This is a genomic window from Xanthomonas sacchari, assembly GCF_040529065.1.
In the GTDB taxonomy this organism is placed as follows: Bacteria; Pseudomonadota; Gammaproteobacteria; order Xanthomonadales; family Xanthomonadaceae; genus Xanthomonas_A; species Xanthomonas_A sacchari.
The window spans coordinates 2,743,925-2,756,491 of record NZ_CP132343.1 but is presented as its reverse complement, the minus strand read 5'-3'; the positions used below and the strand labels follow the sequence as shown (position 1 = coordinate 2,756,491).

The 12,567-nt window shown below is 70.4% G+C and carries 10 protein-coding genes; 8 read left to right on the top strand and 2 right to left on the bottom strand.

Going from position 1 to position 12,567, the window contains the following annotated elements:
- Window positions 1-6: 6 nt before the first annotated feature.
- Both RAB71_RS11500 and RAB71_RS11495 read right to left on the bottom strand, forming a co-directional pair.
- Window positions 7-825 (bottom strand): MipA/OmpV family protein, encoded by an 819-nt coding sequence (locus tag RAB71_RS11500; RefSeq protein ID WP_041500202.1) that lies wholly within the window; start codon window positions 823-825, stop codon window positions 7-9.
- A gap of 27 nt (window positions 826-852) precedes the next feature.
- Window positions 853-2,313, bottom strand: coding sequence for an efflux transporter outer membrane subunit (locus tag RAB71_RS11495; RefSeq protein WP_029561942.1), 1,461 nt, complete (start codon window positions 2,311-2,313; stop codon window positions 853-855).
- 109 nt (window positions 2,314-2,422) lie between these two features.
- Here RAB71_RS11495 and RAB71_RS11490 point away from each other — a divergent pair, with 109 nt between their 5' ends.
- The 8 genes from RAB71_RS11490 to RAB71_RS11455 all read left to right on the top strand — a co-directional run bounded on the left by RAB71_RS11490 (window position 2,423) and on the right by RAB71_RS11455 (window position 12,281).
- Window positions 2,423-3,112: a response regulator gene (locus RAB71_RS11490; RefSeq protein ID WP_010341904.1), complete on the top strand. Its 690-nt coding sequence runs from the start codon at window positions 2,423-2,425 to the stop codon at window positions 3,110-3,112.
- Window positions 3,109-4,359 (top strand): cell wall metabolism sensor histidine kinase WalK, encoded by a 1,251-nt coding sequence (locus RAB71_RS11485; protein ID WP_010341903.1) that lies wholly within the window; start codon window positions 3,109-3,111, stop codon window positions 4,357-4,359. Before RAB71_RS11490 ends, RAB71_RS11485 begins: the two co-directional genes overlap by 4 nt.
- A 141-nt stretch (window positions 4,360-4,500) precedes the next feature.
- On the top strand, window positions 4,501-4,701 hold the full coding sequence (locus tag RAB71_RS11480; protein WP_010341902.1) for a hypothetical protein: 201 nt from the start codon (window positions 4,501-4,503) through the stop codon (window positions 4,699-4,701).
- A 99-nt stretch (window positions 4,702-4,800) separates the two neighbouring features.
- A complete protein-coding gene (locus tag RAB71_RS11475) occupies window positions 4,801-6,141 on the top strand; it encodes an SWIM zinc finger family protein (protein WP_236614886.1) in 1,341 nt (446 codons plus the stop codon).
- Window positions 6,138-7,664, top strand: a complete 1,527-nt coding sequence (locus tag RAB71_RS11470; RefSeq protein ID WP_010341900.1) for a DUF5691 domain-containing protein — start codon at window positions 6,138-6,140, stop codon at window positions 7,662-7,664. The genes RAB71_RS11475 and RAB71_RS11470 overlap by 4 nt, the downstream gene beginning before the upstream one ends.
- Window positions 7,665-7,690: 26 nt before the next feature.
- Complete coding sequence (locus RAB71_RS11465; RefSeq protein ID WP_010341899.1) at window positions 7,691-8,773, top strand: AAA family ATPase; 1,083 nt, start codon at window positions 7,691-7,693, stop codon at window positions 8,771-8,773.
- 14 nt (window positions 8,774-8,787) lie between these two features.
- Complete coding sequence (locus RAB71_RS11460) at window positions 8,788-11,103, top strand: DUF5682 family protein (protein ID WP_010341898.1); 2,316 nt, start codon at window positions 8,788-8,790, stop codon at window positions 11,101-11,103.
- A complete protein-coding gene (locus RAB71_RS11455) occupies window positions 11,100-12,281 on the top strand; it encodes a VWA domain-containing protein (RefSeq protein WP_010341897.1) in 1,182 nt (393 codons plus the stop codon). The genes RAB71_RS11460 and RAB71_RS11455 overlap by 4 nt, the downstream gene beginning before the upstream one ends.
- Window positions 12,282-12,567 lie beyond the last annotated feature (286 nt).

Here is a 12,567-nt window from a genome sequence, read left to right as displayed (position 1 = left end):
AAGCGATCAGAAGGTGTAGGTGACGGTGGCGCCGCCGCCGGCAGCGGCACGGCGACGCACCACCGGGCTGCCGTCGGCGGGGCCGACGTAGCGGGTGGCGTCGAGCAGCAGCGAGGCGGTCCAGTGCGGCGACAGGGTGTGATCCCATTCGGCGCCGACCGAATAGGCGTACACGCCCGCATCGGCGAGGTGCGGTTGCAAGCCGCTGGCCAGGCTTTGCGCCTCGGTGACGCCGAAGTACGCCTGGTTGAAGCGGTGGTCGCCGATGTGCGCGTCCAGGTCCAGGGTCACGTTGTCGGCCGCGGCCTGCAGCAGGGTGAAGCGTGCGCCGGCGCGGTAGCGGTTGCGGCGCGCGCCGTCCTTCAGCGCGAACTCCGCTTCGGCGTCCAGCGCCAGGTACGAGGTGAGTTGCTGCATGACCAGGCTGCGCGCGGTGATCGCGCCGGGGACGTCGCTCATGCCGGCCAGGCGGTTGGAGCCGGGACGCCAACTGCTGTTGCGTTGCAGGCGGCCCAGGTCGTAGCCGAACGACTGGCTGGCGGAGAAGCCGTGCGCGCTCTGGAGCTGCACGCCGGCGCCACGCAGCGTGTCCGCGAACAGGATGCCGCGCTGTATCGAAAACACCGGCACCGCCTGCACGCGGTCGTCGGCGGAGCCGGGATAGCGCGGGGTCAGCATGGCGCCGGCGCCCACGCTCACTTGGGTGCGATCGCCGAACAGGCCGGCGCTGGGCGTTGGGTCGGGGTCTGCGGCGTGCGCCGCTGGCGGCAGCGCCAGCACGGCGGCGGTCAGCGTCGGCGACAGAAGGGAGAGAACGTGCTTCATCGGGGCAACCTCGTGCGGGGGGAAAGATCAGGGCGCGTGCGGCAACGGCACGCCGTAGAACGCGCGGAACAGCGCGATGCGATCGAGCAGCAGGTCCTGACGCGCCTGCACATGCGCCAGTTCGGCCTGCGCGGCCTGGATGTCGCCGGTCAACAGCTCGGGGCGGTCCTGCAGACCTTGCGCGACGCGCTGCTGCAGGCGCGCCACACGCTGGCGTTCGCGTTCGAGATTGGTGCGTTCGCCACGTTCGCGCTGCTGCAGCGCTGGCAACGCATCCAGCGCATCGGCGACCTCGCGGAACGCCGCCTCCACGGTCTTCTCGTAGTCGGCCACCGCGCCGTCCTTGCGCAGCTGTGCGATGTCCAGGTTGGCGCGGTTGCGGCCGCCGTCGAACAGCGGCAGCACCAGTTGCGGCATGAAGCTCCAGGTGCGGCTGCCGGGCATGAACAGGCCGTTCAATGCATCGCTGGCGGTGCCCAGCGAGGTGCTCAGGCGGATCGACGGGAAGAACGCCGCGCGCGCGGCGCCGATGTCGGCATTGCGCGCGCGCAGTTCGGCCTCGGCCTGGCGCACGTCCGGGCGCTGCAGCAGCAGCTGCGAATCGAGGTCGCGCCAGGCGCGGCTGTCGTCCTGCTCGGCGCCGGGCAATAGCTCCTGCAGGGTGCCGGCGCCGTCCGGGGCGGCGTAGCCGGCGAGCAGTTGCAGGGCGCGGCGGGCGGCGGCGCGGTCGCTGGCGGCTTGTTGCGCGCGCGCCTGCGCCTGGTCGTCGTCGTGGCGCTGGCGGTCCAGCGCATCGCGGGAAATGAGCCCGACCGCCTGCTGGCGTGTGGCGATCGCCAGCAGCGCGGCACTGCGCTCGGCGATGGTCTGCGTCTGCTGCTGGCTCTGCAGGGCGGCGCGTTCCAGCGTGTAGGCACGCAGGACTTCGGCGATCAGCGCGCCGCGCGCCGCCTGCCGGCCCTCTTCGGAGGCCAGGTAGCGCTGCTGCGCCGCCGCCGACAACGAGGCCAGCTTGCCGAACAGGTCCAGTTCGAAGCCGTCCACGCCCACTGCGACGGTACTCAGCTTCTGGCCATAGCGTGCCTGCGTGGCCGCGTCGTCGTAGTCGCGGCGCGTGCCCTGGGCATCGAGGCCGAGCTGCGGCAGCTGCTGCGTGCGTTCGATGCGGTACTGGGCGCGGGCCTGTTGCACGGTCAGCACGGCGTTGCGGAAGTCCGGGTCGTGGGCCAGCGCCTGGGTGACGAGTGGGGTCAGGTCGTGCTGCGGCGAGAATGCGCGCACGAACTGCTGCTCCTGCTCGGTGAGCGCCGTGTCGCTGCGGTCCGGGGCGGCAACTGCGGTCGCGGTGCTCGCGCCCAGCGTAGGCGGCAGGACCGGCTGCGGGCGCTGGTAGACCGGCGCCAGGGAGCAGCCACCCAGGGCGAGCGCGAGCAGGCCGAGCAGGGCATTGGTGCGGCGCGGGCGAAGCAATCGGGACGGTAGAATCATGGCGGCGGTCGGGTGATCGAACTCGACTGCCAGCATCGGCGGGCATGTTCAAGCCGCCTTCTAGGAATCTTCAAGATTCCATCAAGACGCCAAACACGGGCACCAGGCAATGCACGCGAAGAAGATCCTGCTGGTCGAAGACGATGCCGACAGCGCCAGCATTCTCGAGGCGTACCTGCGTCGCGACGGCTTCGAGGTCACCATCGCCGAGGATGGACAGAAGGCGGTGGCGGTGCATGCGCAGTGGAAGCCGGACCTGGTGCTGCTGGACGTGATGCTGCCGCGGCTCAGCGGCACCGAGGTGCTGTCCACGATCCGCCGCAGCAGCGACACGCCGGTGATCATGGTCACCGCGATGGGCGACGAACCGGAGAAGCTCGGCGCGCTGCGTTACGGCGCCGACGATTACGTGGTCAAGCCGTACAGCCCCAAGGAAGTGGTGGCGCGGGTGTTTGCGGTGCTACGCCGCGCCGGGCCGGCACGCGCCAGCGAGGAGCCGCTGCGCCACGAACGGCTCACCGTGGACACCGCCGCGGTGCGTGCCACCGTGCGCGATGCCGACGGGCAGGAGGTGGCGCTGGAACTGACCCCGACCGAATTCAACATCCTGGCGACGCTGATGAAGACGCCGTTCAAGGCCTTCACCCGCAGCGAACTGTTGGAGATCTGCCTGCCCGACAGCGATGCGCTGGAGCGGGTGGTGGATGCGCACGTGCACAACCTGCGCAAGAAGCTGGAACACGAGCAGGTCACCGGGCTGCTGGTGACGGTGCGCGCCATCGGTTACCGCTTCCGATGAACTGGTCCTGGTTCCGCCGCAAGCCCCACGCGCCGCTGTGGCAGTGGGTGGGCCTGCGCATGAGCGCGCTGGCGGTGTTGACCATCATCGCGATCGCGCTGGGCATGGTGCTGCGCTTCGCGATCTGGGACGTTTCCACCCTGAGCCGTCTGCCGCCGCAGGCGCGGCAGGAGATGCTGCAACTGCGCGAGGATCCGCACAGCAATGCGCGGCGTCTGTGGGAACTGTTCGAGACCTATTACGACGTCGCCGATTTCCTGCCCGGACTGGCCAGCCGCGACTGGTGGCTGCTGGCGGGCATGGTGCTGGCATCGATCCCGGTGATCGTGGTCTGCGGCTTGCTCGCTTCGCGGCCGCTGTCGCGGCAGTTCTCCAACGTGGCCGCGGCGGCGCGGCGGATCAGCGATGGCGATTTCGCCGCGCGCGCGCGGGTGGTGCCCGGCGCGCCGGACGAACTGGCCGGCCTGGCGATTGACTTCAATGGCATGAGTGCGCAGCTGCAGCAGTACGAACGCGAGGTGCGCGAGTCCAGCGCGATGCTGGCGCACGAGTTGCGCACGCCGCTCAACGCAGCGATGGGACGGGTCCAGGGCATGCTCGACCAAGTGTTCCCGAGCAGCGAAGAGCAGTTGCGCATGGTCCAGCGCCAGCTGGAGCAGATCAATCGCCTGGTCGGTGACCTGCACCTGCTGTCGATGGCCCGTGCCAACCAGCTGATGCTGGAGCCGCAGCGGTTCGCGCTCGGCGCGCTGGTCCGCGAGCGCCTGACCTGGGCCGCGCAGCCGTTGCAGGAGGCCGGCATGCAGGTGCAGGTCCGCATCCCCGACCACCTGCACATCAGCGCCGACCGCGATCGCCTGGGCCAGGTGCTGTCGGTGCTGATCGACAATGCGCTGCGCTACGCCGCGGCCGGTGGCGAACTGGCCCTGGAGGCGCAGGCCGATGCCGAGGGTGTGCTGATCCGCGTCGCCGACCGCGGTGCCGGCGTCGACGAGGAGGCGCTGGCGCGGATGGGCGACCGCTTCTGGCGCGCCGACGACTCGCGTGCGCGCCATTCCGGCGGCAGCGGCCTGGGCCTGTCGATCGCCGCGGCGATCTGCCAGGCGCACGGCGGCGCGCTGGAATTCGCCAACCGCGAGGGCGGAGGGCTGTGCGCGCGGGTGCGCTTGCCGCATGCGCCTGCGGGCGATGCCGATGCGACGGCGACCAGTGCGTCGGCGGCGACGGCGCGCAAGCGCCACGCCTGATATCCGCGACGGCTGCGGAGCGTAGATGCGGTTCTGCATCCGGCCGTCCATGCGACACGCACCAAGGCAGACCACTTGGCGATAGAGTAGGGCGAGGCCGAGCGAGCAGCGGCCTGCCCAATGTCGCAACCGGACCTCGCAATGCGTGCAGCCAGCACCCTCATCCCGACCGGAACCACCGTCGCCGAATGGCGCGCCATCGAACAGGCCGCCACCCGGGAACTGCAACGCCGCACCGAGGGGGCGCATACCGCGGTGATCGCGCTGCTGCAGGCGCACGCCGCCGCGTTCAGCGCGAAACAGCGCGCCCAGATCCTGCGGCGGTTGGAGCGGGGCGGCTGAGCCACGGCCGCGGACCGATAGTCTGGGCGGGCAGGCGTTCGGCCCCGACGATGTCGCGGATTGCCATATAAGCTCGGCTATCATCGTCGCGACGCTGAGATGAGTACGGATATGGAAGTGCGACTCACCCGCGAGCAGGTCCTCGCGCTTGCGCCCGATGCGGCATCGGCCAAGGCGGCCGCGGGCCTGGCCACGGACGCGAAATGGGGCCTGCTCGGGGCCGATGCCGAGGTGCTGTGGGGAGAATGCCAGGGCAGTGGCGCCAAGCCCTACCAGACCCAGGTGGACCTGGCGGCGATGGTCAGCCGTTGCTCGTGTCCCAGCCGCAAGTTCCCGTGCAAGCATGGCCTGGCCATGCTGTTGCTGTATGCCGCCGGCAATCCGCGCTGCGTGCCGGGCACCCGTCCGGCCTGGGTCGACGAATGGATGCAGGGACGCCGCGAGCGCGTGGCGCGCAAGGAGGTCGCCGCCAGTGCGCCGCCGCCCGACCCGCAGGCCCAGGCCGCGGTGGCGGCCAAACGCGAACAGGCGCGCTGGGCGCGCATCCAGGCGGGCGCGATGGAACTGCAACGCTGGATCGCCGACCAGTTCCGCCAGGGCCTGGCCAACCTGGGCACGGAGTTCGCCCACGACGCGCGGCGCATGATGGCGCGCATGGTGGATGCGCAAGCACCGGGGCTGGCCACGCAGTTGGAGCGCGCCGTGGGCGAGGGCGGTCGCGATCTCGCGCAACTGGCCGATCTCGGCGAGCGCCTCGGCCTGCTGCAGCTGTTGGCCCACGCGGTGCTGCGGGCGGAGGATTTCAGCGCCACGCGGCAGGCCGATCTGCGCGCGGCGCTGGGCTGGCCGCTGGAGCGCGAGACGGTGCTGCGCGACGGCGAGGCGGTGCACGATCGCTGGCATGTCCAGGGCCAGCTCCTGATCGAGCAGCCGGGGAATCTGCTGGAGCGCCGCGTGTGGCTGCACGGCATGGATAGCGGTCGTCCGGCGTTGCTGCAGGACTACAGCCACGGTGGGCGCGGCTGGGAGCAGCACTGGCGCAATGGCGACGTGCATGTCGGCCGCCTGCACTTCCATCCGGGTACGGTGCCGTTGCGTGCCGTCCCGGGCGAGGTGGATGCCGGGGTGCAGGCAGCCGCCGCGCCGCCATGCACCGACACCCTCGACGCCGCCGCCCGCGCGCATGCGCTCAATCCCTGGCTGCCGCAGGTCCCCATGCGCCTGCAGGACGTTCACATCGCGCACGATGGCCGCAGCGCCTGGGCGCAGCACGCCGACGGCAGCCTGCCCCTGCAGGTGTCCGCGTTGCAGGGCTGGGCGCTGCTCGCGTTCGCGGGCGGCCATCCGTTGTGTCTGATGGGCGAGTGGGATGGCGATACGCTGTTGCCGCTCAGCGCCTGGAATGCGCAAGGCGAGCGTTGGGAAAGGAGCGCGGCATGAACGAAGTCTGGTTGAAGCCGGCGCTGTTGGGCATCGATCGTCCGCAACGGATCCCGGTCGACGGCGCGCTCGGCGAGGTGCTCGCTGCCATCGCCACGCAGGAGGACGCCGCACTGGGCTACAGCCTTCAGGTGGGCGCGTTGGCGGCCTGCCGGCGTGCGGCGCTGCGTCTGGGCGAGCCAATGCCGCTCGTGCCGCCTGCACAGCCGGATCCGCAGGTGCTGCCCGCCGATCATCCCTGGTTGCCGGTGTTGCGGGGGCTGTTCGCCGGCCAGCAGCCGCCCGCGTGGCTGAAGCGCCTGCGCAACGAGGCCTGCCTGCAGTTGGCCGCTCGCGGCCAGCATCTGCCGGTCGCGGTACTGCCGCAGGCATTGGATGCAGGCGCGCGCGTGGCTGCGTTGCGAAGCGCCTTGCGCCTGGTGCTGGGCATGCGCGGGCGTTGGCTGGCGGCGCGCAATGCGGAGTGGGCCTACGCCGCCGATGCGGTTGAGGCGGCGCAGACGCCTGCAGATCTGGAGCGCATGTGGAACGACGGCACGTTCGACACCCGGTTGCTGGCCTTGCGGCAGTTGCGCACGCAGGACGCCTCTGGCGCACGCTCGCGCCTGGAAGCCGCACTCAAGGATCTATCTGCGCGCGAACGCGCGGCCTGCGTCGAGGCCTTGCAGGCGCAACTGGGCGATGCCGACGCGCCCTTGCTGCAGCAGCTGTTGAAGGATCGCAGCCGCGAAGTGCGGCTGCTTGCCGGGCCGATGCTGGCGCGGCTGGCGAACACGGCGCATGCGCAATACCTGCGCACGCAGATGCTTGGCATGCTGCGGCAACAGCGCAGCGGCTTGCTGCGCCGGGTGAGCTGGACGCTGGATGCGCCGTCCGCCGCCGATCCCGGTTGGACCGACGCGGCCATCGACGGCAAGCGGCCGGATCACGACGCCCTCGGCGAACGCGCCTGGTGGCTCTACCAACTGGCGCGGCAGCTGCCGCTTGCCTGGTGGTGCGACACCCTGGAGAAGACCCCGGAAGAGGTGTTGGCCTGGGCGCGCGGCACCGAGTGGTACGACGCCTTGCTGCGGGCCTGGCTGGAACGCGTGGACGCCAGCGAACCGGCCTGGGTGGAAGCGCTGATCGGCGTGGAGCAGCGGTTGCTGAGTTTGGGCGACCTGCTCGCCCTGTTGCCGCCGGCGCAGCGCGAACGGCACTGGCCGGCCAGCGCCGCCGAGCTGCAGCAGCAGCGCCTGCTCGGCGACGTGCTGGCCAGCACCGTGCTTGGCCAGACCCTGAGCGCGGCGTATTCGCAGCGGTTAGCGTCGGAGTTGGGCGCGCTGTTCGGCGAGGCCACGCTGCGTCACGACTACACCCTGCGCGACGCGCTGCTGGAACTGCTCGCCGTCCTGCATCCTTCCGCGCTGCCGCAGGTGCAGCTGGCCGATCCGCCCGCGGACGCCACCGCTGCCATGCTCGATTGCGTGCAGCAGGCCCGCCAGCTCCTGGCCCTGCGCCAGACCCTGCACGCCGCATCCTGATCCTCACGCCTTTCACTGGAGACCTCATGAGCACTGCCGTCCTGCGCCAGCACGCCGAACACCAATACGCCGAGGAACTGGAGGAACTGCGTCGCCAGGACAGCCGCCAACGGCCCGCCAACTGGCTGCTCTCGCCCTGGGCCGTGGTCACCTATCTGATCGGCGGCACGCTGGAGAACGGCTTCGTGGTCAGCCCCAAGTACATCGGCGACCGCCGCCTGATGGAAGTGGCCGTGGCCACCATCGCCACCGATCGCGCCCTGCTGCTGTTCGGCGTGCCGGGCACCGCCAAGTCGTGGGTCTCCGAGCACATGACCGCGGCGATCAGCGGCGATTCCACGCTGCTGGTGCAAGGCACCGCCGGCACCAGCGAAGAGCAGATCCGCTACGGCTGGAACTACGCGCAGCTGCTGGCCAACGGCCCCAGCGAGAAGGCGCTGGTGCCGAGCCCGCTGATGCAGGCCATGCGCCTGGGCAAGATCGCCCGCATCGAGGAACTCACCCGCATTCCCGCCGATGTGCAGGACGCATTGATCACCGTGCTATCGGAAAAGACCCTGCCGATTCCGGAACTGGGCAGCGAAGTGCAGGCGGTGCGCGGCTTCAGCGTGATCGCCACGGCCAACAACCGCGACAAGGGCGTCAATGAGCTGTCCAGTGCACTGAAGCGCCGCTTCAACACCGTGATCCTGCCGGTGCCGTCCAGCGAGGAGGACGAAGTGGCGATCGTGCGCAAGCGCGTGGCCGAAATGGGGGCGGCGCTGGACCTGCCGGCCGAACCGCCGGCGCTGCGGGAAGTGGCGCGCGTGGTGCGCATCTTCCGCGAGCTGCGCAATGGCGTCACCGAGGACGGCAAGGCCAAGCTGAAGAGCCCGACCGCCACGCTCTCCACGGCCGAGGCCATTTCGGTGATCAACAACGGCATGGCCCTGGCCGGCCATTTCGGCGACGGCGTGCTGCGCCCGGGCGACATGGCGGCCGGCATGATCGGCGCGATCGTCAAGGATCCGGTGCAGGATGCGCTGGTGTGGAAGGAATACCTGGAAACCGTCGTGAAGGAGCGCGAGGACTGGAAGGACCTGTACCGCGCGTTCCGCGAGCAGGCCTGAGCGGGCCGGCGCCGATGAGCGACGCCATCTCCCTGTTCGGCATTCGCCACCACGGCCCCGGCTGCGCGCGCAGCCTGGTCGCCGCATTGACGGCGCTGCAGCCGGACTGCGTGTTGATCGAAGGGCCGGCCGGCACCGAGGCGTTGCTGCCGCACGTGCTGGAGGAGGGCATGCAGCCGCCGGTGGCCCTGCTGTCCTACTGCGTCGACGACCCGCAACTGGCGGTGTTCCATCCCTATGCGGCGTACTCCCCGGAGTGGCAGGCCATGCACTGGGCGCTGCACAACGGCGTGCCGGTGCGCTTCATGGATGTGCCGCCCGCCTTGACCCTGGAATGGCAGGCGCAGGCACGTGCCGAGCGTGCGCCTGCGCAGGCCCACGACATGCCGGAGCAGGCGGACACGCCGCTACCTGTGCCGGACGCTGCCGATCCAGACGGGGAGGGCAGCGCCGAGGTACGTCCGTCCGATCCGCTGGACTGGCTGGCGCGCGCCGCCGGCCATGCCGACGGCGAGACCTGGTGGAACCACATGGTGGAGGAGCGCGGCGACGGGCAGGGCCTGTTCGATGCCATCGCCGAGGCCATGACCGCGGTGCGCGCACACACGCCGGATCACCCCGGCCTGCGCGGCGAACACGAAGCCGTGCGCGAGGCCCACATGCGCAGCGCGCTGCGCAGTGCCGGCAAGACCTTCGCGCGCGTTGCGGTGGTCTGCGGCGCCTGGCATGTGCCGGCGCTGCAGCCGGACGCGTTGCGTGCCAACAGCGCCACCGCGGACAGCCGCCTGCTCAAGGCCATGCCCAAGCGTAAGACGCAGAGCACCTGGGTGCCGTGGACCTATCGCCACCTGAGCATGGACAGTGGCTACGGCGCCGGCGTTGAAGCGCCGGGCTGGTACGACCACCTGTGGCGCAGCAGCGGCGTCCACGACCAGCGCGCCGCCGGCTGGTATGCGCGGGTGGGGCGCCTGTTGCGCGAGCACGGACTCGATTGCTCGTCGGCGCACCTGATCGAGGCCACGCGCCTGGCTGACACGCTCGCCGCCTTGCGTGGCCATCCAGCCCCTGGCCTGGAGGACATCGCCGAAGCCAGCCGCGCGGTCATCTGCAACGGCGACGATGCGCCGATGCGGCTCATCCGCGAGCGCCTGATGATCGGCGACGCCCTGGGACAGGTGCCCGACAGCGTGCCGGCGGTGCCGCTGCAGCGCGACCTGGAGGCGCAGCAGAAGCGCCTGCGCCTGAAACCCGAAGCGTTGGAAAAGACCCTGGATCTGGACCTGCGCAAGGACACCGACCTGGCGCGCAGCCATCTGCTGCATCGGCTGCGCCTGATCGGCATCGAATGGGGCCGGCTGGCGCGCACCGGGCAGTCCGCACGCGGCACCTTCCACGAGATCTGGCAACTGGCCTGGCAGCCGCACTTTCTGGTGGACCTGGTGCAAGCCAGCCGCCACGGGCAGACCCTGGTCGATGCCGCGTCCAGCATGGCCATCGCGCAGGCACGCAAGGCCGAGGCGTTGCCCGCGCTGTCCGCGCTGGTGGACCAGGTGCTGCTGGCCGACCTGCCGCAGGCGGTCAGCGCGATTGCGGCCGAACTCGAGGCCCGTGCCGCCACCGATGCCGACCCGCTGGCGCTGCTCGGCGCACTGCCGCCGCTGGCCAACGTGTACCGCTATGGCAATGTCCGCCAGACCGAGGGCCACCAGGTCGCGCATCTGTTCGACAGCATGCTGGCGCGTGCGGTCGTCGGCCTGACCCTGGCGCTGTCCAGCCTCGACGAGGCCCGCGCCGAGCAGGCACGCGGCATCGTCCTGGACGCCGACCGCGCCATCGGCCTGCGCGGCGATGCGGACGGCAGCGGCAACTGGCAGCAGGCCTTGCGACGCGTGGCGCTGTCGCCGGCATGCAACGCGCTGCTACGCGGCGTCGCCCTGCGGGTACTGTTCGACACGCAGGCGGTGCAGGCCGACAGCGTGCACCTGCAACTGCAGCAGCAACTGTCGCCCGGCGCCGAACCGCTGCAGGCCGCACAGTGGCTGGACGGCTTCCTCAACCGCAACGCCACCGTGCTGCTGCACGACGACGCCGTGTGGCAGATGATCGACGCCTGGGTCGTGGCGCTGGACGAAGCACAACTGGTGCGCGTGCTGCCGCTGGTGCGTCGCACCTTCGCCGCCTTCCCGCCGGCCGACCGCCGCGATCTGGGAACGCGTGTGCGCCAGGCGCAGGTGGAGAAAACCGAAGCCGCTGTCGTCCCCGATTGGAACCTGGCCCGCGCCGAGCGCGCGGTGCCGACGCTGCGCGAACTGCTGGGATTGCCCGCATGACCGACACGCCATCCACACCCGACACGCCCACCTCGCGCGCGCAGCGCTGGCGCCTGATCCTGGGGCAGGAGGCCGAGTCGAGTTGCGGCGCCTTGCCCAAGCTGCTGCAGGGCATCGACCAGGCGCTGGGCGCGCTGTACGAACCCGATGGGCCGGGCGGTTTGGGGCGCCGCGGCGGGCGAGGGGCCTCCTCGCCCAATGTGGCCCGCTGGCTGGGCGACATCCGCCGCTACTTTCCGTCGTCGGTGGTGCAGGTGATGCAACGCGACGCCCTGCAGCGCCTGGACCTCACCCAGATGCTGCTGGAAAAGGAAATGCTCGAGCAGGTGCAGCCCGACGTGCACCTGGTCGCCAACCTGATCGGCCTGAGCCGGGTGATTCCGGCGCAGACCAAGGACACCGCGCGCATGGTGGTGCGCCAGGTGGTGGAGCGCCTGCTGCGCCAACTGGAGGAACCGATGCGCTCGGCGGTGACCGGCGCCCTGGATCGGGCCCGCCGCAACCGCCGCCCGCGCCTGGCCGAGATCGACTGGCACCGCACCATCCGCAGCAACCTGCGGCACTGGCAGCCGGACCTGCGCACCGTGGTGCCGCAGGACCTGGTCGGCTATGGCCGCAAGGCCAGGAAGCCGCAACGCGAAGTGCTGCTGTGCATCGACCAGAGCGGCTCCATGGCCGCCTCGGTGGTGTATTCCAGCATCTTCGGCGCGGTGATGGCCTCGCTGCCGGCAGTGTCCACGCGCCTGGTCGTGTTCGACACCGAAGTGGTCGACATGAGCGAGCAGCTGGACGACCCGGTGGACCTGCTGTTCGGCGTGCAACTGGGCGGCGGCACCGACATCCACCGCGTGGTGAGCTACTGCCAGGGCATCATCCGCGAACCGCACAACGCCATCCTGGTGCTGATCTCCGACCTGTACGAAGGCGGCGTCGAGGAGCGGCTGCTGGCGCGCGCCCGCGAACTGATCGAATCCGGCGTGCAATTCATCGTGCTGCTGGCCCTCAGCGACGAAGGCACACCGTCCTACGACCGCGCCCTGGCCGCCAAGCTGGCAGCGCTGGGCGTGCCGTCGTTCGCCTGCACGCCGGACGCCTTTCCGGGCCTGATGGCCGCGGCGATCCGCCGGGACGACATCCAGCAGTGGGCGGGGGCGCAGGGGTTGGTGACGGTGCGGTGAGGTTGGTGGGTGTGATCGTCGCTATCTGTGCAGTTCGATCACGCCGCACGCCATCCAGACTTGGACATCGGCGAGTGATTCGACGATGCCGTGCCAAGTCTCTCCCAGTAGCGGTCTCCATGCGAGGGCTTGCACAACACGCAAACGGGCATGATTGGCTGATGGAGACACACTGGCGGATCAGGTGAGCAGGTGGTTCAACGACATGCATCCTCTGCTGTTGCGTCTTAAGCAGCCGAGGCAAGCTAGCTGCTCGAGCGAGCAAGGGAGCCTTCGACCAGAGGCC